The following is a 24,709-nucleotide window of genomic DNA, read 5'->3' as shown; positions in this document are numbered from 1 at the left end:
GCTTCCCCAGCTACATGGTGGAGATGCTGAGGATATTTCCCTCGGTATCGAGGAACCAGGCTCCCCTTTCGCCGCTTGGCATGGTGGCCACGCCGTTCTCGGTCTTCAGGCCCGGGAAGTCGTATTCTTCGAAAACGACTCCGCGCGCCCTGAGGTCGGCCATGTCCTGGTCAAGGTCGGTGCTCTGCCATCCCAATTGGGTGTTCTTCGCTGTTCCGGCGTTGGGTGTCTCGTAGAGCAAGAAGGCAGTTCCGTTTGCGCACTTGTACATCAGGTTGTCCGAGGCCTCTGGGTTCTCAGGCTCGAGGCCGAGCTTGTCCCGGTAGAAATCGCGGGCGCGCGCGAGGTCACTGGCCGGGAGCACTCCAGCGACGTTTAGATCCTTAATCATGGCAATCCCACTTTCCAGGCTTCCCCAGCACCTAACTTTACTCCTGATGCCTCGCGTGGTAATGGGGTCGCGGATGCTCATCCGGCTCAGGAGAGGATCGTCAACCGGGGTCCTAGACTACTTCCATGCCGATCATTCCCGATGACAAAGACTGGACCTGGGTCCTGTCCACGCCTTGCCCCGAATGTGGCTTCGACGCCGCCACCGTCACCCCGGCGACCGTGCCGGGATCAGTGTTGAATATGCTGCCGCGTTGGCGGGCTGTACTCCGCAGGCAAGACGTGGACATCCGCCCGAACGAGCACACCTGGTCTCCGTTGGAGTACGCGTGCCACGTGCGGGACGTCTTCACCCTCTTCGACCAGCGCTTGGGCCTGATGCTGCGTGAGGAGGATGCCCGTTTCGCGGATTGGGACCAGGACAAGGCAGCGATCGACGGTAATTACTCAGCCGCGGACCCGGCAGAGGTTTCCACCCAACTGCTTTCCGAAGGCGAACAGATCGCGGCATCGTTCGCGGGAGTTTCGGAAAGCGAGTGGCCCCGGACCGGTGTACGCAGCAACGGTTCCACATTCACCGTCTTGACGTTCTCGCAGTACTTCCTGCACGACGTCGTTCACCACCTGCACGACGTCGACGGTTAGGGGCACCAATGCCTTGGAAGAACACGCGGGCAACCCGTCTTTTCAACGTCGACCTGCCGATTGTCCTTGGCCCGTTCGGCGGCCTGTCATCCATAGAGCTCACGGCTACAGTCAGCAATGCCGGCGGACTCGGTTCCTATGGCCTCTACGGATATGAGCCCGCAAGGATCAGCGAAACGGCCCGCGAGCTCAGGGAGGCCACAGGGAAGCCGTTCGGATTGAACATCTGGCTTCCGATCGAGGGCGAAGTGCCGCCGGCAGTGGATGCCGCTGCTTTCGCTGCCTACGTCGACGTCCTCCGGCCGTATTTCGAGCTCGTGGGCGTAGAGCCTCCTACCCAGCCGGCCACCTACCTTCCGGACCCGGCTGAACAGATCCAGGCCGCGATAGACGCGGAACCGGCCGTGTTGAGCTTTGTCTTCGGTGTTCCAACCTCCTCGGTCATTGAAGAGGCACGGCGGAATGGCATCGTGGTGGTCGGAACAGCGACGACGGTGGAGGAGGCGGTCGCGCTTGACGCCGGCGGAGTCGATGCAATCGTTGCTACCGGCCTGGAAGCCGGCGGTCACCGGGTTTCCTTCCTGCGTGCCCCGGAGGACTCCCTTGTGGGAACCATGGCACTTGTGCCACAGGTTGTGGATGCCGTGTCTGTTCCCGTGATCGCCGCCGGGGGTATTTCCGACGGCCGCGGGGTAGCCGCCGCGTTGACTTTGGGCGCGGATGCTATCCAGATCGGCTCTGCTTTCCTCGCGACGCGCCAGTCCGCGGCGAGTCCCGTGCACCGTGAGGCACTTCGCGGTCCCGACGCCGGCCATACAGTTTTGACCCGGGCCTTCAGTGGCCGCCTGGCTCGCGGCGTCCCCAACCGGGTCACGTCCGAACTCACCGATCCCCGGGCGCACGCACCCTTCCCGGTCCAGAATTGGCTCACCGGCAAATTCCGGGCAGCCGCGACGGCGGCGGGGGTGCCTGAACTGATGTCGCTCTGGGCTGGACAGTCGTCGCCGCTCATACGGGAGGACGACGCACGCGGGTTGATGGACACCCTGGTCACCTCCGTGGACGAGGTGTTCGCGCGGCTCGGCAGTTAATTGGCTAGGGCAAACGCACCGGAGCCGTGAGCTCGTGAACGTGAGTGTCGCCGTCGGCGATTTTTTCGCCGGCCGCGGGCTTGTATATGGCAAGGTCGAGCCGGTTGTCGTCAGGGCCGATGTCCGCCGGGTTGTGCGTCACGAGGACCACTGTGACGTGCCGAAGCCCTTGGCGAAGTTCGGCCATCAGGAGGCTCGCGGCTTCGGCGTCGAGATGCGCCGTGGGCTCGTCAAGGAGCAGCACGGTCGCCCCGCTCAGGAGCGTGCGGGCCATGGCAAGCCGTTGGCGCTCGCCCCCGCTGAGGAACGAACCGGAAGGACCGATTCGGCTATCGAGCCCGGCGGGAAGCCCATTCACCAGTCCGGAAAGACCCACCGAGCCCAGGGCCTGCCACATGTCATCCTCGTTCGGCTTGCGGCCGGCCGGGCGTGCGAGCAGCAAGTTACCGCGGATCGTGGAGTCGAAGAGATGGGCTTCTTGCGGACACCACGCAGCGTTCCCGCTCAAGTACGCGGCCCCGGAAGAGGCCGGCAGGAACCCCAGCAGGACAGACAAGAGCGTAGTCTTGCCCGAGCCGGACGGACCGGTGACGGAAAGCCAGCGCCCGGGACCTGCGTCGGCGCTCAGCCCGGTGAACACCGGCCCGCTTCCCGGCCACGACGCTTCGAGGGAATCCAGTACCAGCCCAGGAGCGCCGTCCGGGCGGTCGGTGAGGGCGATGAGGCCGCCGCCGAGCACACCGGCGTCGGGACCTGAACCGCTGGCCGGCTGCGCCGGAGTATCGACGATAGCCACGCGCCGCAGCACCGAAACCAGGGCGGGCGCCTGGCGGGCTGCCGACACCACGGCGCCGTAGGGCTCAACGAGAGCCAACTGCAAGAGCACGACGACGGCGAGCACCGCGGGTGCGATGCTGCCGGACTGCACCGGGGAAGCGCCGAGCATGCCCGCCGCCAAGGCCGCGAGGGTGCAAGCGAGCACCGTCGCGCCCTGGCCGACGCCCTCTGCCCACGCGGAACGCTGCGCCGCCGCGGTTGCGGCGTTGTCACGCTTGGTCACCGACGACAGAACCGCACCGCCCACCCCGTTGGCGCTCAGCTCGGCACGCGCGTCGAGGGCTGACGCAACATCATGAAGGACCAGGGATCGCAGTCCCTGCTCTGCCCGGGCCGAATTTCGATCGGCCAGGACGGCGAGCGCCGGGGCCACCACCAGGCCGATCACCGCGGCGACGACTACGGCTGGAACCGCCTCGGGAACCAGGAGCGCAGTAGCTACGACGCCTGACACGGCGACGACGAGCGCGGTAAGCGGCGGCACTACAACGCGGGGCAGCAGATCGCGCAGGGTGTCGACGTCGTCGACTATTGCTCCGAGCACGTTGCCCCCTTGAAGGAGCCTGCGGACGGACAGCGCCCGCGCGCTCAGGGCCGCCCACAGTGCGCCGCGCAGCCTTGTCATCGCGGCGAAGGCCGCGCCGTGGACGAGCAGCCGCTCACAGTACCGCAGTGCCGCCCGGCCGATGCCGAAGAAGCGCACGCCCACGATGGCGGCAAGCAAGTACAGGATGGGGGGTTGCTCGCTTGCCCGGATGATCAGCCAGCCCGAGAGGCCGGACAAGGCGACAGCGAACATGGACGCGAGCGCCGCGATCGCCACGGCTCCGCCGAACTTGTAGCGTACCGGAGCGAGCACGCGGGCGAGGGTGCCGAGTGCCGACGGGACTCCTTGCCGTGCCCGGGAACCGCGCTGGTGCGTTTCGTCGGCTGAGCTACCCTTCGGGCTGGCGGATGTGCCGGCGTCATCGCTTGCGCCCGGCTGGCCGCTGCCTGCCGCAGCCCGAACGCCGCCCGCTTTCGCCGTACCGCCGTCGAGCTCCACGACGTGGTCGGCAAGCCTCCTCGTGGCGGCGTCGTGAGCGACCAGAATGACGGTAGCCGCTCCGTGGAGCCCTTCGAGCGTTTCCCGGATTGCCTCGGCGGAGGCGGGGTCAAGGTGCGCGGTCGGTTCATCGAGGAGCAGGATCGTGGCGCCCGCGTTGAGGCGCGCCAAAGCGCGTGCGATGGCCACTCGCCGCAATTCGCCAGGGCTCAGCTCGGCAGGATGCTTTGAGGCCAAGTGGTCCGCCGCTGCCCGCCGCAGGCAATCCATGGCGACGGCCGGCCCGGGCTCTTGCGTCGACGGCCCGTCCCCGGACGCAAACGCCGTCCTGCCGCCATTGAGGTAAAGGGTCACTTCATCGAGCACCGTCTCGGCAACCATGACCGGATGCTGCGGAACCCACGCGACCGCGCCGCTGCCGAGTCCCGCGACGGAACCGCTGATGCCGGCCTGCGGCCCGTCGGCTATCGTGCCCGCCAGGACGCCCAGGATGGTGCTCTTGCCGGAACCGCTCCGGCCGTCCAAGGCTGTGATCTCCCCCGCCGGCGCATGGAAGTCCACGGGCCCGACGGCGGCAACCTCCCTCCCCGCGTATGTCACCGATAGTCCACTGACCACGACGCCGTCCGTCCGGCTCATGCTTCCGCTGTCCGAAGAGCTGAGCTCCCGTCCCGCCGGAGCGTCCAAGACCGAGTTGGCGGCGCCCAGTGCCTCTCGTCCGTCGTCGCTGGCGTGATGGGCGGTCCCCAACTCACGCAGCGGAAGGTAGCAATCCGGCGCCAGGATGAGGGCCAGCATTCCAGCTTCGAGCCCCATGTCGCCGGCGACGAGGCGGACGCCGATGAAGACAGCCACCACGGCCACGGAGATCGTGGCGATGAGCTCCAAGGCGAGGGCCGACATGAAGGCGATCCTCAGTGTTCCCATGGTCCGTGAACGGTATTCCTCGGAGAGGTCCTCGAGGGCTTGCCGCTGTTCGCGTGCACGGCCCAATCCCACCAGCACGGGAAGCCCCTTGGCCAACTCCAGGATGTGTCCCGAGAGCCTCCTCAGCGTTGCTTGGGCTTCGTGGACGCGGTCCTCGGTGTGGCGGCCGATCAGGACCATGAACAACGGGACCAGGGGCAGCGTCAAGACCACCACCACTGCGCTGACCCAGTCAGCGAAGAGGATCCGCACACCCAGGAGCAGGGGCACGGCCGCGCAATTGACCAAGGCCGGCAGGTACTGCGTGTAATAGCTGTCGAGCGCATCAAGTCCGCGGGTCGCGAGGACCGCGAGGCCGCCGTCGTTCACGTCTCCCACCCTGCCCGCAGCGCCGGTGCCGAGTGCGCGCTGAAGAAGCCGCGAGCGCAGCTCCTCCTTGACCCCCAGCGCCGCCCGTCGGGCCGCAACGCCCTGGCCCCACACCGTCAAGGATCGCAGGACCGCACCCGCAGCGCCCCAGATGAGGCCCTCCCGCCAGCCGGTTGAGCCTGTTGCCAGTCCGGACAGCATGCCTGCGATGGACTGGGCGATCAGGATCAGGGATAGGGCCTTCAGAGTCGAGAGCAGGCCGAGGAGGTACAGCGCGGATCGGGTGGCCGGACCGGCGGGCAGTTCGGGTTTCATGGCTTACTCGGCAGAGCCGGCCGAGGCGCCGCCAGCAGCCCCTGGTGCGCCCTTGTCGACCAGTACCTTGGCGGCAATCGCCGGAAGGAAGCCGTGCGCAGCCGGAATGTGCGCAGCGCTGACCCGCCGCCGGAACACCCAGTAGGTCCAGGCCTGGTAGGCGATCACGAGCGGCAGGCCGATCGCCGCGACGACGCTCATGAGCCCCAGGGTGTAGGCGGAAGACGAAGCATTGGAAACGGTGAGGTCGAAGGCAGGGTCGAGCGTCGAGGGAATGACCACCGGGAAGGCCGCTCCAAAGATGGACGCCGTTCCGCACACCAGGAACGCTCCGAGCGCTCCGAAGGCCTTGCCCTCGGACCCCTGGCGGGCAAGGACCCAGGCAGCGCCGGCGGCGACGATTCCCAGGACGACGAGGAGCCATGTCCACGGCTTGCCCGAAAGCAGTTGGACAGCCACCATCCAGGCAAGGAACGGGAGAAGTGCGAACGGTGCCAGGCGGACGAACCAGCGGCGCGCGCGGTGCCGCACCTCGCCGTCGGTCTTGAGGGCCAGGAACGCCAATGCATGCGCCAGGGCGAACGCCGCTACAGCGAGGCCGCCGAGTACGGCGTAACCGTTGAACCAAGCGAAGGGACCGCCCTGGCGGTCGCCGTTCGCGTTGATCGGAAGGCCCGTGGTGGTCAACGCGAGGGCCGCCCCCACACCGAAGGCCGCGACGAACGAGCCCAGGGCGATAGCCCAGTCCCACACTGTGCGCCACCGCTCCGTGTCCACCTTGCCGCGGTATTCGAAGGCTACTGCCCGGAAGATCAAGGCCACCAGGACAATCAGGAGGGGTAAATACAGCGTTGAGAACAGCGAGGCATACCAGCGCGGGAACGCGGCGAACGTGGCGCCACCGGCGGTCAGCAGCCAGACTTCGTTCCCGTCCCACACAGGACCGACCGTGTTGAGGAGCACGCGCCGATCCGTGTTGTTCCGGGCAAACAGCTTCATCAGCATTCCGACGCCGAGGTCGAAACCTTCAAGGAAGAGGTAGCCCGTCCAGAGGACGGCGATGGCGATGAACCAGATAGTAGGCAACAGTTCCATTCGAAAGATCCCTCTGCTTCCTAGTAGGCGAATGCCAGGACGTCGTCGGTACCGCCGGGCTCGCCCGGGGCACCCGGGGTGCCGTCGTCGTCCTTCTTCTTGCTTTCATGCGCTTCGGCGAGCTCAGGCATCGCGGAGGCCACGCCGCCCCTTGTGTACTTGACCAAAAGCCGGACTTCTACCACCAGGAGAACGGCGTAGATGGAACCGAGGACCACCAGTGAGGTGATGATTTCGCCAGCGGAGACGCCCGGTGAAACCGCGGCCGCGGTGAACATGAAGACCTGGTCGATGCCGCTGGCGTCCGGGTTGGGTGCCACCACGAACGGTTGCCGTCCCATTTCGGTGAAGATCCAGCCGGCCGCGTTGGCCCCGAAGGGGGCGAGGATCCCGAAGACCGCCAGCCGCATAAGCCAGCGGGACTCCGGCACCACGCCTTTGCGGGTCACCCACAAGGCAAGCAAAGCGGCGAATGCGGCAATTCCACCGAATCCGATCATCATCCGGAAGCCCCAGTAGGTCACTTCCATGACGGGTACGTACTGGATTTCCTGCCCGGCACGGTCGCCGTAGATGGGATCGTTCGGAACGTGAGTGCCGTACTTGGCTTTGTATTCGTCCAACAGGCTGTTGACGCCCTTGACCTCGGTGTTGAAGTCACCCTTGGCCAGGAACGAGAGGATGCCCGGAACCTCGATGACGGCGACGATGTCGTTGCAGTTCTTGGAGCCGAGGTTGCCCACGCTCAGGACGGAGAAGCCGGTGCCGTCATGGCAAGCAGCTTCAGCCGCAGCCATTTTCATCGGTTGCTGTTGGAACATCAGCTTTCCCTGCAGGTCGCCGGTGACGGCAGTTCCTGCGAAGGAGATCATGGCAACCACCGCGCCAATCCGGAGCGAGCGGATCCACACTTTGTAATCCACTTTGTCCCGGCCGGGAATGTTCGCTTCGCCCGCAACCGCGCGGCCGTCGGCGTCCACCGTGTCGATGCCGTCGTGGCGGCGCCGCCACAAGTGGTACCAGGCGATTCCCAGCAGGAATCCGCCGGCCACCGCCAAGGCTCCGAAGAGGGTGTGGGGCACGGCCACCAGGGCTGTGTTGTTGGTGAAGACCGCCCACGCGTCGGTCATGACGGGGCGTCCGTTGACCATCTGCACGCCCACCGGGTGTTGCATCCAGGAGTTGGCCACGATGATGAAGTAGGCGGAGAGGAACGAACCGATCACGGCGATCCAAAGGCACGCGAGGTGGACGCCGCGCTTGAGCTGCTTCCAACCAAAAATCCACAGCCCAAGGAAGGTTGACTCCACGAAGAACGCCAGGAGCGCCTCCAACGCCAAGGGGGCCCCGAAGACATCACCAACGAAGCGGCTGTACTCGCTCCAGGCCATACCGAACTGGAATTCCTGCACGATGCCGGTGGCGACGCCCATGATGAAGTTGATGAGGAAGAGCTTGCCCCAGAACTTGGTCATCCGGAGGTACTCGACCTTGCCGGTCCGGTACCAGAGGGTCTGGATGACCGCGACGACAAGTCCCAACCCGATTGTCAACGGCACCATCATGAAGTGGTAAACCGTCGTTATTCCAAATTGCCAACGTGCGATTTCCAAGGCGTCCATGGCTGTCCTCGTCATTCCGCCGCCCGCTCGCGGCGTCCATTTTCTACATTGCGTAGAAACTATTTGTTCTACACAGTGTAGAACAAACCCCGGGCAGTGTTTTCACCACTCTTCCAGCGGCGTAGCAAACCCGCAACGACACGCCGGGCGCCTTGTTCTACCTCACGTAGAATCACGGGCGGAAAAGCGGTAGATTGAACGTGGAATGTTGGATCGTCGCACTCCCTCCAGCCCGCGGAGAAAGCGGGACTTGCGGAAAGTAAGGGATGCATTGATGGCAAGTCTTGGTGAACTGGAACGGGCAGTCATGGACTTGCTCTGGGCAGGCCAGGAGGCTGCTACAGCCAATACACTTCGCGACCTCCTGGCACAGGATTCTGCTGCCACCGACGGCATTGCAGGACACCAAGGCAAGGACCTCGCGGTCACCACGGTCCTGACCGTCCTGTCCCGCCTCGAGAAGAAGGGCCTCGTGGAGCGTGAGCGCGGCACCCGCCCGCACCGCTACCAAGCCGTTTCGAGCCGCGCGGACCACACAGCCGACCTCATGCATGAGGCACTCGGATCCGCGCCGGACCGCGAAGCGGTGCTGGCCAGGTTCATTGGTTCCGTCAGCGAAAGCGAAGCCGCCACGTTACGCAAACTGCTCGGTAAAAACTAACCACCCATGTTTTGGACCTCATATTTTTTGGCGGTCCTTGCATTGGTACTGGCGTGGCCGGTTCCAGTCCTGTTGTCGCGCGCGGAGTGGCCGGCGCGGGCACCGTTCATGGCAATGGTCCTGTGGCAGGCGATCGCGCTTGCCGGTGGCCTTTCGATGATCGGGGCAATGCTTGTCTACGGACTTGAGCCAATCGGAGACAACCTCATTGCGGGCCTGCGAGCCCTCACCGGCATCGTGCTCCACAATGAGCCCACCACGGCCCTTGGTTTTTGGCACCTGTTCGCCTTGTCCGCTGCGGCGCTCCTCGGCGCCCACCTCATCTTCACCCTTCTCCTGACCTATGTGAAGATTGAGCGGCAACGGCGGCGCCACCGGGAACTCCTCATGCTTCTCGCCTCGCCGTCCGACGACGGCCCGGGCACGGTGGTAATCAACCACGACTCCCCCGTGGCCTACTGCCTTCCCGGTGGTGCGCGCTCAGTCACCGTTCTGTCCGATGGCTTGATGGCGGCCCTGGAACCCGACGAACTGCGGGCTGTCCTGATCCACGAAAACGCCCATCTAAGCCAACGGCACGACCTCTTGCTCTGGGCGTTCGCCGCATGGCGCCAGGCACTCCCGTGGTTCCCCACCACCCGGCTCGCCCAGGTGGCCGTCAACTCCTTGATCGAGATGCTCGCCGACGACGCCGCGCTGCGCACCGAGAGCAAAGTAACCCTCATCAAGGCGATCGCGATCGTCGCGAGCGGCTCCGCCCGCCCCGCGGAGGCCGCCTTGCCCGTATCCCGGGCCGGCGGCATGGAACCTGGGGACCGCAACATGAGCGGAACCGGCGGTGCCGACTCGCCGCGTACGACGGCGTCACGCGTCAGCCGCCTGCTCTCACCCAAGCCCCCGCTTCCGTCCGGACTGCGCGCCTTGGTGCTCGCGGCTTCGGCCATGCTGCTGGCAGTACCGACCGGACTGCTGATCGTGCCCGGCCTGCTGGGCTGAGGCCAGCCCAGGCATCCCGGATTCCGGGCCTCCGAGCCTCCGGGCTCAGGGCATCCCGGGCTCAGGGCCTCCCCGGCTCAGGCGTCGATGCGTTCCCTGTCGAGCTCCGAAGCTCCCGCGATGATGAAGTCCTTGCGGGGCGCCACATCGGAACCCATGAGCAAGTCGAAGATCTCCTCCGCTTGCTTCGCGTTTTCGATCCCCACCTTGCGAAGCGTCCGGTGCCGCGGATCCATCGTGGTTTCGGCCAATTGCTCCGCGTCCATTTCGCCGAGGCCCTTGTAGCGCTGGATGGGTTCCTTGTACCGCTTGCCTTCCTTCGCAAGCCGTGCGAGCAGGACATGCAGTTCGGCCTCGGAGTACGTGTAGATCATCTCGTTGGCCTTCTGGCCGGCGTTGATGACCTCGACACGGTGCAATGGCGGGACAGCCGCGTAAACCCGGCCCTCATCGATCATCGGGCGCATGTACCGGAAGAACAGGGTGAGCAGCAGCGTGCGGATGTGCGCGCCGTCGACGTCTGCATCCGTCATCAGGATGACCTTGCCATAGCGCGCGGCGTCGATGTCGAAGCTTCGGCCCGAACCTGCGCCCACCACCTGGATGAGCGCGGCGCACTCCGCATTGGAGAGCATGTCCCCCACGGAAGCTTTCTGCACGTTCAGGATTTTCCCTCGGATCGGCAGCAGCGCCTGGAAGTCCGATGAGCGCGCCAGCTTGGCCGTGCCGAGCGCCGAGTCGCCTTCCACGATGAAAAGTTCGGAGCGTTGGACGTCGTCGGTGCGGCAATCGGCCAGCTTGGTGGGCATCGACGAAGTTTCGAGCGCATTCTTTCGGCGCTGCGTCTCCTTGTGGACGCGGGCCGAGATGCGCGACTTCATCTCGCTGACGATTTTTTCGAGCAGGAGGGTGGACTGGGCTTTGTCGTTGCGGTTGGCCGAGTTCAGGCGGGCGGTGATTTCTTCCTCGACCACCTTGGCGACGATTCCCTTGACGGCGGATGTGCCCAGGATTTCCTTGGTCTGGCCTTCGAACTGGGGTTCGGCCAAGCGGACCGTCAAGACCGCAGTCAGGCCGGCGAGGATGTCGTCCTTTTCGATCTTGTCGTTGCCGGCCTTGAGCTTGCGCGCATTGGTTTCCACTGCCTTGCGGAACGTTTTCAGGAGCGCTTGTTCGAAGCCGGACTGGTGCGTTCCGCCTTTGGGCGTGGCAATGATGTTGACGAAGCTGCGCGTAGTGGTTTCGTAGCCGATCCCCCACCGGAGGGCGATGTCCACTTCACAGTCGCGTTCGACGTCGGCGATCTTGCTGTGGCCGTTTTCGTCCAGCACCGGAACAGTTTCCTTGAATTTACCGGCACCGTGGAGGCGCCAGACATCGGTGACTCCGGCGTCGACCGCAAGGAAGTCGACAAACTCGGAAATGCCGCCATCGTGATGGAAAACCTCTTCGTGCGGCCCCGCCTCTCCCGGAGTGCCGGGAAGCCGGCGCTCATCGCGCACCGTGAGCTTGAGGCCGGGCACCAGGAACGACGTCTGGCGAGCACGCGCTGTCAGATCCTCGTAGGAGAACTTCGCGTCTGGAGTGAAGATCTGGCGGTCCGCCCAGTACCGGATCCGGGTTCCGGTCACGCCCCGCTTGGCCTTTCCGACGACGTCGAGGACAGAGTTCTCGACGAACGGTTCGAACACGGAACTTGGGCCCGGCCTGGATGACGTGTCCTTGAACCGGCCCGGCTCGCCACGCCGGAACGACATTTGGTAGGTCTTGCCTCCGCGGTCCACCTGCACATCGAGCCGGGACGAGAGGGCATTGACCACTGAAGCGCCGACGCCGTGGAGGCCGCCCGACGCGGTGTACGACCCGCCGCCGAACTTACCGCCGGCGTGCAGCTTGGTGAAGACCACTTCGACGCCGGTGAGTCCCGTTTTCGGTTCGACGTCCACGGGAATGCCGCGGCCGTCGTCGTGGATTTCCACGGAGTTGTCCGCGTGCAGGATGATCTGGATATCGTGCCCGAATCCCGCAAGCGCTTCGTCCACCGAGTTGTCGATGATTTCCCAAAGGCAATGCATGAGGCCGCGCGAGTCGGTGGATCCGATATACATGCCCGGGCGCTTGCGGACCGCTTCCAGGCCTTCCAGGACTGAAAGGTGCCGGGCGTTGTATTCAGAACTCGGTGCCACGGGCTGGGCGCTCCTTCGGGGTGTAACAGGGGTAGAACAAAGCTCCTCCTAGGTTAGTGGCATGAAGACCATGAGGCGTGCTGCCACTCCCAACCGTGCTGGACGCCACTTCCCCGTGTTACCTAGATGTGATACGCGGACAGCGAACGTGACCCGTCTTTGCCATGGTTTTGGTTCGAATGCTGGTTATATGGGTACACAGAACTACTAAGGAGGCCGAACATGACAACAGCAGTTGCAGACCGCACACTGAATGCACTCGACCGGTGCGACCGTTGCGGGGCCCAGGCATATGTCCGCGTTGTACTCGAGTCCTCCGGCGGTGAGCTGCTTTTCTGCGGCCACCACGCCCGTGCAGTTGAAGCCAAACTGCGTCCCCTGGCCTCGGACTGGCACGACGAAACCAGCCGCCTTCAGGAGAAGGAAGCCGTCCTGGCAGACTAGCCGTCCGCGGCATGCCAGGACGATATGTCCGGCTGACACAACTTCACAGCGACAGGTTTGAAGCAAGCGGCTGGACCCCCTCCGGATGGAGGGGGTCCAGCCGCTTTTGCATGGGAAAGCCGTTTTATAGGCAAGCAGCACCATGGCTGGATGCGCCGCCCCGGGCCGGGCTCAGCGCAAGGGGCCCTGCAACCAACGAACCCCCGGACACAATAAACGCTTGGACGCAACGAACCCCCGGACGATCTGAATTGCTCTCAGTTCGTCCGGGGGTCCGGATCACCTACGCATGCCCATGGGGACGCGCCGGTGTTGCTTTAGTCGAGGTAGTCCCGCAGAACCTGCGACCGCGAGGGGTGGCGCAGCTTGGACATCGTCTTCGATTCGATCTGACGAATACGTTCGCGGGTGACTCCGTAGACCTTGCCGATTTCGTCTAAAGTCTTCGGCTGGCCGTCCGTGAGGCCGAAGCGCATGGCAACCACGCCTGCTTCGCGCTCGGAAAGCGTGTCCAGAACGGAGTGCAACTGCTCCTGAAGCAAGGTGAAGCTCACCGCGTCGGCCGGAACGACGGCCTCGGAGTCTTCGATGAGGTCACCGAACTCGGAGTCGCCGTCTTCACCAAGCGGGGTGTGCAGGGAGATGGGCTCACGACCGTACTTCTGGACTTCAACGACCTTTTCAGGTGTCATGTCCAGCTCGAGGGCAAGCTCCTCAGGCGTAGGTTCGCGGCCGAGGTCCTGAAGCATCTGCCGCTGGACGCGGGCCAGCTTGTTGATGACTTCCACCATGTGCACGGGGATGCGGATGGTGCGGGCCTGGTCTGCCATGGCACGGGTAATGGCCTGGCGGATCCACCACGTGGCGTAGGTGGAGAACTTGAAGCCCTTGGTGTAGTCGAACTTCTCGACCGCACGGATCAGGCCAAGGTTGCCTTCCTGGATGAGGTCCAGGAACAGCATTCCGCGTCCGGTGTAGCGCTTGGCCAGGGACACCACGAGGCGCAGGTTGGCTTCGAGGAGGTGGTTCTTGGCCCGCTTGCCGTCGTGGATGATGAATTCCAGCTCGCGCTTGAGCTTGGCATCCATCGAGCCGTCGTCGGCGTTGATCTTCTCTTCAGCGAAGAGACCGGCCTCGATGCGGAGGGCGAGGTCGACTTCCTGCTCCGCGTTCAACAAGGCGACCTTGCCGATCTGCTTCAGGTAGTCCTTGACGGGGTCCGCCGTGGCGCCAGCCGACATGACCTGCTGGACGGGAGCGTCGTCGTCGTCGGCGTCGGAGTAGACGAAACCGGAACCGGTGGCAGCCGGCTTCTTGGTTTCTTCGCTGTCGTCGGCCTCTTCGACTTCCTCGGTGAGTTCCGCTTCGTCCGGAGTGACGGAGTCGAAATCTTCCTCGACGTCCTCATCATCTTCGGAATCGTCGTCGACGCCGGCCGACTTGTTGGCGGCTTCAGCAGCGGCCTTGGCGCCGGGCTTGGGCCCGCGCTTCTTGGGTGCCGGCTTGTCTGCACCTGCAGACGAAGTTCCGGCAACACGCGTTGCCGCACGCTTTGCAGTGGTCGCCGCCTGCTTCTCTTCGGCGGTCAATTCAGCCTGGGCGGCGGGTTCCTTCTCGGCGGGAGACGGGGTCACAGAAAACCTTTCTAGCGGCGGTCTGTGGAATCACCATGGGGGTAACACCACTATGACCCTGTCAAGTCCGCGATCACCATCAAGTGCCATCGCCGACCGCAAAGTCTTTAGATAAAACTCCCGGTGACGCCTTATTGTTCCCTGAAACAGAGAACTTCGAACACTTAAAACGCGGACCCAACCGGGTCTCGGCATCCATTGTCTCACGGTTTTGCCTTCCCGGCGTCGTTGGCGGCCGCCTTGTGGGCAACGGTGTCGCGTTGGATTCATCGTCGGTCGGGGCCCGCGGGCCGGCCAGTCATGCGACGGCCCCACCAAACTTCGGCCATGCGGAGGCCCGTTTCCTGGCCCACCCGCATACAGTTCCACGCCTCACCACTTCATTGAGAAGCTCAGCCAAACGGTAACCGGGATGTTCGAAGTCAGCCTGCGACAGGAACTCGACGGCGAACGAGCCGCTGCCCCGGCACCACTGGATCCAGCCCCGGAGCGTGAGTGCAGCTGCCCGCGCCTCACCACCACCATGCCTGGCAAGGACCGAGAGAGCGTGGTCGAGAACAGTCAAACGGTGCCACAAGGGGCTCTCGGGATATGCCCCCAGAAGCACCTCTCCATAACGCAATGCGTCTATATCAACCGTACGGGACCGCTTCGGACCGCGGGCCGCCGTCGAGGTGCGCGGCATTCCGGGTGTGCGAGGGGCATTCCCGGGCGACGCCGGAGAGGGACGCAGTGCCGGAGGAACCGCAAGCGGCTCGCCGCGTTCGCCTTTGTCCTGAAAGAACCTGAAGGCCTGGGCACCCCCACGGGCCGCGCCCCTACCGGCAGCGGCCAGGACAACTACTGCATCACGCCAGGCAGGAACGCGCAGGGACGCACGAAGAAACACCGCAACATCCGCTTCCACCTGTTCGGAAACGCCGGTATCGAGGACAATCGTCCACGCATCCAGGACATCTTCGAAGGCGTTCTCGTCCTGCCAGATTTTCATCATGGCCTCAAGTGCTGCCTCTTCCAACGCCATGAACTCCGGATCATTCGCGGGCTGCTCCCCCGGCCCCTGGAGAGGGGGTGTGTTCACGTTGCTGCCCCGGAAAACCATCTCCGCGTTGAGCCTGCTGTCGCGTATCTGATCCACTGGCCGTCCGGGAGAGGGGCAGCATTCCTCATCATTGCAAAAAGCGCTGCGCCAGAAATCGGCACCGATCAGCCAGGCATCACGCAAGGGCAGGCCACTGCGGGCAAGGCTCAGTTCGAGGGCTTCCAGTACCGGACGATGGCGGCGGACGACCGTGCCATCGTTCCAGCCATCGTCCGAAAAGACCGCAAGGAGTGCTCCGTCAGCTTCGTGGTCGGAATCAAGGTATTCAGTGATCTTCCGCGTGTAAGCCTGGAGTAGGTCGTCGGAAGTTTCGCTCGGAAGGTCCACGCGAAGTGTGGCACCGAGTATGCGGCCCCGCAAAGTAAGGGCCACGAGGCTTTCCTTGGGCCAGCGCCCCAGAATATGTGGAATGAAGCCCAGGATGTCCTCGGCCCCGGCAACGGTAACGCGGTTGTCTGTTGTCATGGCTCCAGCATCCGCAACGAACAACATTGCCGGCAGTCCCCGACTGCCCTATGTGGACAAAGTCAGCAATCTCCGTGGTGTGGAGGAAAAGCGCGAACCAGCCGCCCGCGGTCGAGTGGTCGAAGCCGGAAACCGGCTGGTCCGAATTACGGAGCAGTGCTTCGCTGCTTTGCCAGACGTTCCCGACGCAGTTCGACCCGGCGTCGCCGCTGCTGTGCCAAGGAAACGAGCAAGGGAGGTACATGGACGCCTTGGGCGGCCATCTGCCGGCGGACCTTTCGACGTGTCACCAAAATCAGGACGGCACCTACCAACAAAAACAGGAACTGCACGCTCAGGGCAATGCGGAACGGTGCCAGTCCGTACAGTTCCCCGCCCGAGAAACCGCTCGTGTGGAGGACGTCGAGGATCACGCCAACCAAATAGATCGTCAGGAGCGCCGCGAGGAAACCACCCACGTTGACGATCCCGGTCGCGGTGCCGATCCGATGCGAGGGGTTGAAGGTCCGGGCGAAGTCAAAGCCGATCATCGATCCCGGACCGCCGACCGCCAGGACCACCACGAGGAGAGCCAACAGCCACAAAGGAGCCCGTGTGGGCAACAGCAAAACGGCGGCCCACGCGATGGCGGTCGCTGCCGCAATCAGGAGGACCATGGCCGATCGCCGCATGGGGTGCCGTGCGACGAAGGTACCGAATAGCGGTCCCACCAAAATGCTGGTCACCACGAACAAACCCATCAGGGCGGAAACCGTGGTTGCGTTCAGGCCCTGCGCTGAGACAAGGAACGGGTAGCCCCATGACATGGCGAAGACATTTCCGCTGAACTGCACTGTGAAGTGACTCCAGAGGCCTAGCCGCGTACCGGGCTGCTGCCAAGCGCGCGCCAAGGTCACGCCGGTCGCCCGGAGTCCTTGTGCACTCTCACGCGGCGGGTGGCCCGGCGGAGCGTCCCTCAGCAGGGCGACCACGAGCACGACGGCGAGCGCGGACAAGGAGCTCAACGAGAGGAAGGCCGTGGTCCAGCCGGCGGTGTGAAGGACCAGCGCGAACGGCACCACACTGATGAGCTGGCCGAGTTGGCCCGACATGCCGGTCAACTGGGTAACGAGCGGGACCCGGCCGGGAGCGAACCAGATCGGCACCAGCCGGATCACCGAGACGAAGGTCATGGCGTCGCCTGCCCCGACGAAGACCCTGCCGAGCACTCCGCCTGGAACGGCATCCGCGAAGGCCAATTGGAGCTGGCCGAGGCCCATCAGCACGGCACCGCAGGAAATCATCACTCGCGAGCCGAAACGGTCCACGAGGAGGCCGACCGGGATCTGGAGCCCCGCGTAAACGAGCAACTGCAGCACCGTGAAGAAGGAGATCGCGGCGGCGCTGGCATGGAACCGTTCAGTTGCTTCAAGTCCCGAAACACCAAAGGATGTGCGCTGGGCGACCGCCACTAGATAGGCGAGCACCCCAATCGTCCAAATAAGCCAGGCGCGGGGTGCGTTCACCCCTCCATTATGCCCGGAGGACGATTAAAGCTGCTTTATGGACGCGCATCTTTTCGTGCGAGATACGCCTCAACCGCCGCTCCGAGGTCCTCTGCGTTGGGAAGTTCATCGTTTTCGTCGGCGAGCAACGACCGGCGGACTGTCCCTTCTGCCTTGTCGTCGTACCGCGATTCCAGCTTCGACACCACTTCCTGGACGTCCTCGGACGCCTCGACCTGTTCGGCGATCTGCCGGCCGACTTCCCTGCCCGCCTCTCGGAGGCGGTCGGTAGGCAGCATCAGCGATGTTGCGGCACCGAGATATTCGAGGCCGGCCACGGCTGCCTGCGGGTACTCGGCGTCGGCGAGGTAATGCGGAACGTGGATGACGTAGCCGGCCACCTTGCGCTGGGCTTCGCTGAGACGCAGTTCGAGGATGTGGCCGATGGCCGAGGGAACCTGCACCGTGGGTTTCCACGTCGAAATACCCTCGATCAGTTCCGGGCGGTTGCCATGGACCGTGACGCCGACGGGACGGGTGTGCGGGACCGGCATGGGGATGGAGTGGATCCACGTGACGAGGTTGACGTCCAGTTCTTCCACGATCCCGACGACGGCCCGAGCGAAGCGCTCCCACTGGAGGTCGGGTTCGAATCCGGCGAGCAGCAGGAACGGTTCACCCAGGCCGTCCCTCAATTTGTAAAGTGCCAACTGCGGAGCCTTGTAATCCTCCAGGTGGTCTTCGACGAAGGTGATGTGCGGCCGCCGCGTCCGGTAGTCGATGAGCTGGTCGGCATCGAACACTGCCACGGTTTCGACGTCGAGGGTATCCAGCAGTTCCCGGTTGATCTGCTGGACTACATGACCGGCATCGGCGAACCCGGTGAACCCCATGAGCATGTTGAGTCCCTTGGTTTCGGGACTGTGGAAGAGCTCGATGTTGCTCGCGTAGAGCGACTCAGGGTCAAGGAGTGAGCCGGAAATCCGTTCAAACACGGCATGTTCCTTTCGCAGTTGCAAAATTCCAGGAGGATCGCGGGGCTGCACGCCACGGCAGGCGCCATGGGCGGCCGGCTACGGTCCATGTATTGGTACAACGCGGGAAGCCAGCCGCACATTCCTGCCACTTATGTGCTGCAACTCTCATTTAATTGCTTTCCGCGGCGGCGGACAGACTACGATCGAGACGTGCCGCCGTGTGCGGACCCAAGCAACCGCCGTCGTTGTCGCAAGCGGACAGGCGGCGGGGTACCAGGCCGGGCGCCGAACATGCAGCCCGGCAAAGCCATGCAGAGAGAAATGAGGACGGATCCTCGTGGTGAAGACTACAGACATTACCCTTGGCACGATTGCCCGGGACCTGAAAAAGTCGCCGAGCGACGCACTAGTAGTGGGCGTCGGACAGGGCGCTGACGGGCCGATGCTGCTGAGGAACCCGCTGAGCGCGAAAAACGCGGAGTCCCTCTCGGCGTCGCTGTCGATCCTCGGCATCACGGGCGCCGCCGACCAGGTGCACCGCCTCCCGGGCATTCCGGAGACGGGCGCCGGAGTACTGGTGCTGGCCGGCGTCGGCAAAGTCGCCGACGACGCGCCCCTCACCGAAGAGGCCCTCCGCCGGGCGGCGGGATCCGCTGTCCGCCAGCTGGCCGGCTTGGACTCCGTGACGCTGGCGCTCCCGACGGCGTCCCTCGCCGACGTCGCGGCAGTCGCCGAGGGTGCCACCCTTGGTTCGTATTCCTACACTGAGCACCGTTCGAGCAAGGACGGCCTCAAGGACCCGGTCGGGAAGGTCCGGATTTACACCGCGTTCGATGGCAGCGCGGTCCAGCCCGCCTTGGACCGGGCGCTCCTCGTTGGACGCGCAGTCAACGCGACGCGCACCCTCGTCAACCAGCCGCCGAGCCACCTGTACCCCGAGTCCTTTGCCGATGCAGCCAAAGAACTCGCCAAAGGCCTTCCGGTCAAGGTGACCGTCTGGGACGAAAAGCGCCTCGAAAAGGAAGGCTTCGGCGGCATCCTCGGCGTCGGAAAGGGCTCCACCCGCCAGCCGCGACTGGTCAAGGTGGAATATGCGCCCGCAAAGGCCACCAAGAAGATCGCGCTCGTGGGCAAGGGCATCACGTTCGACACCGGCGGTATTTCGATTAAGCCGGCCCTCGGCATGGGCGACATGAAGAGCGATATGGCGGGCGCCGCCGTCGTACTTAATACGGTCCTGGCCGTAGCGGGACTTGGCCTGCCGGCCAAGGTGACCGCGTGGCTCTGCATCGCGGAGAACATGCCGTCCGGCGCGGCCCAGCGTCCCGCGGACGTCCTCACCGTCTACGGCGGCAAGACCGTCGAAGTCCTCAACACCGACGCGGAAGGCCGCTTGGTCATGGCCGACGGGATTGTGGCAGCGAGCCTTGAGCAACCCGACGCCATCATCGACGTCGCAACGCTTACCGGCGCCCAGTTGATCGCACTCGGCAACCGCACTGCGGGCGTCATGGGGTCGGACTCCGTAACCGCCGCCCTCAAGTCCGCCGCGGACCGGGCAGGCGAACTTGTGTGGCCGATGCCGCTTCCGGAAGAGCTGCGCGCGAGCCTGGACTCCCAGGTTGCCGACATCGCCAACATCGGCGAACGCCACGGCGGCATGATGACCGCGGCGGTCTTCCTGCGCGAGTTCGTGGGCAAGGACAACGAAGGCAAGCAAATCCCCTGGGCCCACGTGGACATCGCCGGTCCGTCGTTCAACAACGGCGGCGCCTACGGCTACACACCGAAGCAAGGGACCGGCTGTACGGTCAGAACACTGCTCGCGTACGTCGAAGACGTCCTGGCGACGGCCTGAACCGGCCTGCAAAGGGGCCGGTCCATGATCGGCCCCACGGTCCGACGTGAGTCTGGCCACAAGCGCCCCACAAAAGCCTCGGCAGGGTGGAGCATGGATAGGTGGTTCGCTAAGGTGAACCACGGTAGTCACAAATGCAAGGGAACTTGGGTGCTGACATAATCGCGGCAGTACAAGTTCCAAGACCAGATGACGCGTAACCGCGTGTCATCGCTCACGCGAGGGAGCGTCCTAGTGGCCGATCAGGCAACTGCGCAAGAATTCGACATCCTGGTACTCGGCGGCGGCAGCGGCGGCTACGCTACAGCTCTGCGTGCCGTTCAGCTTGGCTTCACCGTCGGCCTCGTTGAGAAGGCCAAGCTTGGCGGTACCTGCCTGCACAACGGGTGTATCCCCACCAAGGCACTCCTGCACTCGGCCGAGCTGGCCGACCACGCACGTGACGCCTCGAAGTACGGCGTCAACATCACGCTCGACAGCATCGACATCAACGCTGTCAACACCTACAAAGACGGAATCGTCGCCGGCAAGTACAAGGGCCTGCAGGGACTCATCAAGTCCAAGGGCATCACGGTCATCGAAGGCGAAGGCAAGCTGCAGGGCACTGACACCGTGGTCGTGAACGGCACTGCCTACAAGGGCAAGAACATCGTCCTCGCCACCGGCTCATACTCACGCTCCCTGCCTGGCCTGGAAATCGGCGGCCGCGTGATCACCTCCGACGAAGCCCTCACCATGGACTACATCCCCAAGAGCGTCATCGTCCTCGGCGGCGGCGTGATCGGCGTCGAATTCGCTTCTGTCTGGAAGTCCTTCGGTGTTGACGTCACCATCGTCGAGGGGCTGCCCTCCCTCGTCCCCAACGAAGACGCGGCGATCGTCAAGAACCTGGAGCGCGCCTTCAAGAAGCGCGGCATCAAGTTCAGCACTGGCGTCTTCTTCCAAGGCGTCGAGCAGAACGAGAACGGCGTCAAGGTCACCCTGGTTGACGGCCAGACATTCGAAGCCGACCTCCTCCTGGTTGCCGTCGGCCGCGGCCCGGTCACCGCGAACCTTGGCTACGAAGAAGCGGGCATCACCATCGACCGCGGCTTCGTCATCACCAACGAGCGCCTGCACACCGGCGTCGGCAACATCTACGCAGTGGGCGACATCGTTCCCGGCGTGCAGCTGGCCCACCGCGGATACCAGCAGGGCATTTTCGTCGCCGAAGAGATCGCCGGCCTCAAGCCCGTGGTCGTCGAAGACGTCAACATCCCGAAGGTCACTTTCTGCGAGCCGGAAATCGCCACCGTCGGCTACACCGAAAAGGGTGCCAAGGAAAAGTTCGGCGAGGACCAGGTCCAGACGCAGGAATACAACCTTGCCGGGAACGGCAAGAGCTCCATCCTGGGCACCGGCGGCATCGTCAAGGTTGTCCGCCAGAAGGACGGTCCGGTCGTCGGCATCCACATGATCGGGTCCCGCATGGGCGAGCAGATCGGTGAAGCGCAGCTCATCGTCAACTGGGAAGCACACCCGGAGGACGTCGCGCAGTTCATCCACGCGCACCCGACCCAGAACGAGACCCTCGGCGAAGTCCACCTTGCCCTCGCGGGCAAGCCGCTGCACGGCTAGGTTCCGGCACTCGATACACCTGTCCTGTGCCCGCACGAACTGCGGGCACAGGACCCAGCAGGCAATACTCATCCGCACTAAAGATCAATAAGGAGAACGGGGACGACATGTCTGAATCCGTTAACTTGCCCGCCCTCGGTGAAAGCGTCACCGAAGGCACCGTCACTCGCTGGCTCAAGCAGGTTGGTGATCGAGTGGAAGTCGACGAGCCCCTGCTCGAGGTTTCCACCGACAAAGTAGACACCGAAATCCCGTCTCCGATCGCCGGCATCATCGAGGAAATCCTCGTAGCCGAAGACGAGACCGCTGAGGTCGGCGCTCCCCTGGTTCGGATCGGCAGCGGCAGCAACGGCGCTGCGGCTCCGGCAGCCGCACCCGCCGAAGAAGCGCCTGCGGCCCCCGCACCGGCCCCGGAAGCAGCACCGGCACCCGAAGCCGCTCCCGCACCTGAGGCAGCCCCTGCTCCCGCCGCAGCTTCCGCTCCGGCCGAGGGTCACGACGTAACCCTCCCTGCACTCGGCGAAAGCGTCACCGAAGGCACGGTCACCCGCTGGCTCAAGGCCGTCGGCGACACTGTCGAAGTTGACGAGCCACTCCTCGAAGTGTCCACGGACAAGGTAGACACCGAGATTCCTTCCCCGGTAGCCGGAACGCTTCTGGAAATCCGCGTCAACGAAGACGATACCGCCGAGGTCGGCTCGGTTCTCGCCGTCATCGGCTCGGGATCCCCCGCTGCGGCGCCGGCACCCGAAGCGGCTCCCGCAGCACCGGCAGCATCCGCTCCCGCGCCGGCAGCACCGGCAGCATCCGCTCCCGCGCCGGCAGCCCCCGCGGTAGCTCCTGCTGCACAGGCTCCGGCTGCACCGGCCCCCGCCGCGGCTCCCGCAGCTGCAGCACCGGCTCCCGCGGCCGCGCCTGCCGCTGCTTCGGCCTCCTCCGAGTCCGGTTACGTCACGCCCATTGTCCGCAAGCTCGCCAACCAGAACGGTGTGGACATCAGCACCGTGACAGGCACCGGCGTCGGCGGTCGAATCCGCAAGCAGGACGTTCTGGCTGCCGCTGAGGCAAAGAAGGCAGCAGCGGCTCCCGCCGCCGCTCCGGCCGGCCAGGCGACCCAGGCGAAGGCTGCAGCCCCCGTCGCAGCTTCCTCGCTGCGCGGAACCGTGGAGAAGGCTCCGCGCATCCGCCAGGTAATCGCCCGCCGCATGCGCGAATCCCTCGAAACCTCGACGCAGCTGACCCAGGTGCACGAGGTCGACATGACCAAGATCGCCAAGCTCCGCCTCAAGGCGAAGGGCACCTTCGAAGCCCAGAACGGCGTCAAGCTCACGTTCCTGCCGTTCATCGCCAAGGCTGTTGCCGAAGCGCTGAAGCAGCACCCCAAGCTGAACGCGGCGTACGACGAGGACAAGCAGGAAATCACCTACCACAACGCGGAACACCTCGCGATTGCGGTTGATACCGACAAGGGCCTTCTGGTTCCCGTCATCTCCGACGCCGGAAACCTGAACCTCGCGGGCCTCGCCGGCAAGATTGCCGACGTCGCGGGCCGCACCCGCCAGGGCAAGATCGGTCCCGACGAGCTGTCCGGCGGAACGTTCAGCATCACGAACATCGGCTCCGTGGGCGCGCTGTTCGACACTCCGATCATCAACCAGCCGCAGGTGGGCATCCTGGGCACGGGTGCGATCGTCAAGCGCCCCGTCGTGGTCTCCGACGAGAACGGTGACGACTCGATCGCCATCCGCTCCATGATGTACCTCTCGCTGACCTACGACCACCGCTTGGTCGATGGCGCCGATGCAGGCCGCTTCCTGCAGACCCTCCGGGCCCGCCTGGAGGAAGGTGCCTTCGAAGCGGACCTGGGTCTCTAGTCCGCTTGACAATGACGAGGGGCGGGTCACGACGGGAAACGTCGTGGCCCGCCCCTTTCGTCTGCGCATGTTCGGCCGTGGCTTTGCTACGGCACGTAGAAGATTCTGGCTAAGCTAAAGCCATGAGTATTCTCTTTAGCGTCCTGCTGTTCCTGCACATCGTTGGCGCGGCCATGATCGTGGGTTACTGGATCGCCACGATGAAGCAACCCACCGTCCATCCCCGCCAGCGCGACGGCGCTTTCGTCCAGCTGATCACCGGTATTGCCATGATGGGTGTCCTGCCGGTGCTCCACAATCAAGATCCGGCCCATTTCGACGAACCCGACTACGTCAAGCTTGGCATCAAGTTCGCCATCGGCCTAGCGGTCGCCGTGATGGCAGTGATCGGCTCCCGCAAGGTCAAGAAGGGCGAAGCAGTCTCCACCGGTTTGGCCCACGGCGTTGGCGGACTGGCCCTGATCAACATCGCCATTGCCACGATCTGGCAGTAATTTCAGGCAACCCGGCGAGCCTACGGTCATAATCCTCTGAGAGCGGACAAGCCGTGCAGGGCCGCCGTCGAATCCCTAGGATTGAACCCGGTGGCATCCCGCACCTGGATGCCGATTCGCAACGACGCTGAGGAGTGGACATGGCTACAACACGCACCGCACACACCGTATGGAACGGCAACCTGATCGAAGGCGCCGGCAACACGTCCCTGGACAGCTCCGGGCTCGGAACGTTCGACGTCACGTGGAAGGCTCGCGCAGAGTCGGCAGAAGGCAAGACCAGCCCGGAAGAACTCATCGCGGCAGCACACTCCGCATGCTTCTCGATGGCGTTCAGCAACGGCGTCGCGGGCGCTGGCTTCACCCCGGAAGAGGTCAACACCAAGGCCGACGTCACCTTCCAGCCCGGTGAAGGCATCACCGGCATCCACCTGACCCTCGTCGCCAAGATCGCCGGCGTCACCGAGGAAGAGTTCCAGTCGCTGGCTGACGACGCCAAGGTCAACTGCCCGGTTTCCGCAGCGTTGAAGGCAACTCCGATCACCTTGGACGCAACGCTCGCTTCCTAGCGGAACAACTCC

19 protein-coding genes are annotated in these 24,709 nt (G+C 64.4%); 10 read left to right on the top strand and 9 right to left on the bottom strand.

Annotated features, from left to right (window positions below; translation table 11 throughout):
• Positions 1–10: 10 nt before the first annotated feature.
• Positions 11–391, bottom strand: coding sequence for a VOC family protein (locus tag ABCW42_RS08290; protein ID WP_423184386.1), 381 nt, complete (start codon positions 389–391; stop codon positions 11–13).
• A gap of 125 nt (positions 392–516) precedes the next feature.
• Between ABCW42_RS08290 and ABCW42_RS08285 the strand changes: the two genes are divergently transcribed.
• A complete protein-coding gene (locus tag ABCW42_RS08285; RefSeq protein ID WP_423184385.1) occupies positions 517–1,035 on the top strand; it encodes a DinB family protein in 519 nt (172 codons plus the stop codon).
• A gap of 8 nt (positions 1,036–1,043) precedes the next feature.
• A complete protein-coding gene (locus tag ABCW42_RS08280; protein ID WP_423184384.1) occupies positions 1,044–2,126 on the top strand; it encodes an NAD(P)H-dependent flavin oxidoreductase in 1,083 nt (360 codons plus the stop codon).
• A gap of 4 nt (positions 2,127–2,130) precedes the next feature.
• On the opposite strand, the gene cydD is transcribed toward ABCW42_RS08280, so the two are convergent.
• From cydD to ABCW42_RS08265, 3 genes are read right to left on the bottom strand one after another with little or no spacing between them, the layout of a single operon-like run.
• Positions 2,131–5,619 carry a thiol reductant ABC exporter subunit CydD gene (gene cydD, locus ABCW42_RS08275; protein ID WP_423184383.1) on the bottom strand — a complete coding sequence of 1,163 codons (3,489 nt, stop codon included), beginning with the start codon at positions 5,617–5,619 and terminating at the stop codon, positions 2,131–2,133.
• Between the two features lie 3 nt (positions 5,620–5,622).
• Complete coding sequence (gene cydB / locus ABCW42_RS08270) at positions 5,623–6,714, bottom strand: cytochrome d ubiquinol oxidase subunit II (RefSeq protein WP_423184382.1); 1,092 nt, start codon at positions 6,712–6,714, stop codon at positions 5,623–5,625.
• Between the two features lie 20 nt (positions 6,715–6,734).
• On the bottom strand, positions 6,735–8,336 hold the full coding sequence (locus ABCW42_RS08265; RefSeq protein WP_423184381.1) for a cytochrome ubiquinol oxidase subunit I: 1,602 nt from the start codon (positions 8,334–8,336) through the stop codon (positions 6,735–6,737).
• 274 nt (positions 8,337–8,610) lie between these two features.
• Between ABCW42_RS08265 and ABCW42_RS08260 the strand changes: the two genes are divergently transcribed.
• Both ABCW42_RS08260 and ABCW42_RS08255 read left to right on the top strand, forming a co-directional pair.
• On the top strand, positions 8,611–8,997 hold the full coding sequence (locus tag ABCW42_RS08260; RefSeq protein ID WP_423184380.1) for a BlaI/MecI/CopY family transcriptional regulator: 387 nt from the start codon (positions 8,611–8,613) through the stop codon (positions 8,995–8,997).
• A 6-nt stretch (positions 8,998–9,003) separates the two neighbouring features.
• A complete protein-coding gene (locus tag ABCW42_RS08255; RefSeq protein ID WP_423184379.1) occupies positions 9,004–9,993 on the top strand; it encodes a M56 family metallopeptidase in 990 nt (329 codons plus the stop codon).
• Positions 9,994–10,070: 77 nt separating this feature from the next.
• On the opposite strand, the gene ABCW42_RS08250 is transcribed toward ABCW42_RS08255, so the two are convergent.
• A complete protein-coding gene (locus tag ABCW42_RS08250) occupies positions 10,071–12,179 on the bottom strand; it encodes a DNA gyrase/topoisomerase IV subunit B (protein WP_423184378.1) in 2,109 nt (702 codons plus the stop codon).
• A 222-nt stretch (positions 12,180–12,401) separates the two neighbouring features.
• Here ABCW42_RS08250 and ABCW42_RS08245 point away from each other — a divergent pair, with 222 nt between their 5' ends.
• Positions 12,402–12,623, top strand: a complete 222-nt coding sequence (locus ABCW42_RS08245) for a DUF7455 domain-containing protein (protein WP_133202710.1) — start codon at positions 12,402–12,404, stop codon at positions 12,621–12,623.
• A gap of 317 nt (positions 12,624–12,940) precedes the next feature.
• On the opposite strand, the gene ABCW42_RS08240 is transcribed toward ABCW42_RS08245, so the two are convergent.
• The 4 genes from ABCW42_RS08240 to ABCW42_RS08225 form a co-directional block, all read right to left on the bottom strand.
• Positions 12,941–14,257 (bottom strand): RNA polymerase sigma factor, encoded by a 1,317-nt coding sequence (locus ABCW42_RS08240; RefSeq protein WP_423184377.1) that lies wholly within the window; start codon positions 14,255–14,257, stop codon positions 12,941–12,943.
• 298 nt (positions 14,258–14,555) lie between these two features.
• Complete coding sequence (locus tag ABCW42_RS08235) at positions 14,556–15,824, bottom strand: DUF4192 domain-containing protein (RefSeq protein WP_423184376.1); 1,269 nt, start codon at positions 15,822–15,824, stop codon at positions 14,556–14,558.
• Between the two features lie 146 nt (positions 15,825–15,970).
• Positions 15,971–17,329 carry an MFS transporter gene (locus ABCW42_RS08230; protein ID WP_423184375.1) on the bottom strand — a complete coding sequence of 453 codons (1,359 nt, stop codon included), beginning with the start codon at positions 17,327–17,329 and terminating at the stop codon, positions 15,971–15,973.
• 35 nt (positions 17,330–17,364) lie between these two features.
• Positions 17,365–18,303: a proteasome assembly chaperone family protein gene (locus ABCW42_RS08225; protein WP_423184374.1), complete on the bottom strand. Its 939-nt coding sequence runs from the start codon at positions 18,301–18,303 to the stop codon at positions 17,365–17,367.
• A gap of 319 nt (positions 18,304–18,622) precedes the next feature.
• Here ABCW42_RS08225 and ABCW42_RS08220 point away from each other — a divergent pair, with 319 nt between their 5' ends.
• The 5 genes from ABCW42_RS08220 (at position 18,623) to ABCW42_RS08200 (ending at position 24,697) form a co-directional block, all read left to right on the top strand.
• On the top strand, positions 18,623–20,143 hold the full coding sequence (locus ABCW42_RS08220; protein ID WP_423184373.1) for a leucyl aminopeptidase: 1,521 nt from the start codon (positions 18,623–18,625) through the stop codon (positions 20,141–20,143).
• A 234-nt stretch (positions 20,144–20,377) separates the two neighbouring features.
• The gene (lpdA, locus tag ABCW42_RS08215) at positions 20,378–21,760 is read left to right on the top strand and encodes a dihydrolipoyl dehydrogenase (RefSeq protein WP_133202716.1); all 1,383 of its coding nucleotides are present in this window, start codon (positions 20,378–20,380) and stop codon (positions 21,758–21,760) included.
• A gap of 107 nt (positions 21,761–21,867) precedes the next feature.
• Positions 21,868–23,634: a 2-oxoglutarate dehydrogenase, E2 component, dihydrolipoamide succinyltransferase gene (gene sucB / locus ABCW42_RS08210; RefSeq protein WP_423184372.1), complete on the top strand. Its 1,767-nt coding sequence runs from the start codon at positions 21,868–21,870 to the stop codon at positions 23,632–23,634.
• Positions 23,635–23,756: 122 nt separating this feature from the next.
• Entirely contained in the window at positions 23,757–24,128 is a 372-nt protein-coding gene (locus ABCW42_RS08205) for a hypothetical protein (protein ID WP_423184371.1), read from the top strand.
• 140 nt (positions 24,129–24,268) lie between these two features.
• On the top strand, positions 24,269–24,697 hold the full coding sequence (locus ABCW42_RS08200) for an OsmC family protein (protein ID WP_423184370.1): 429 nt from the start codon (positions 24,269–24,271) through the stop codon (positions 24,695–24,697).
• Positions 24,698–24,709 lie beyond the last annotated feature (12 nt).

Source organism: Arthrobacter sp. NyZ413 (genome assembly GCF_049390645.1).
Lineage (GTDB): Bacteria > Actinomycetota > Actinomycetes > Actinomycetales > Micrococcaceae > Arthrobacter.
Note: the sequence above shows the minus strand (reverse complement) of the source record. Positions and strands in the feature narration are given on the sequence as shown.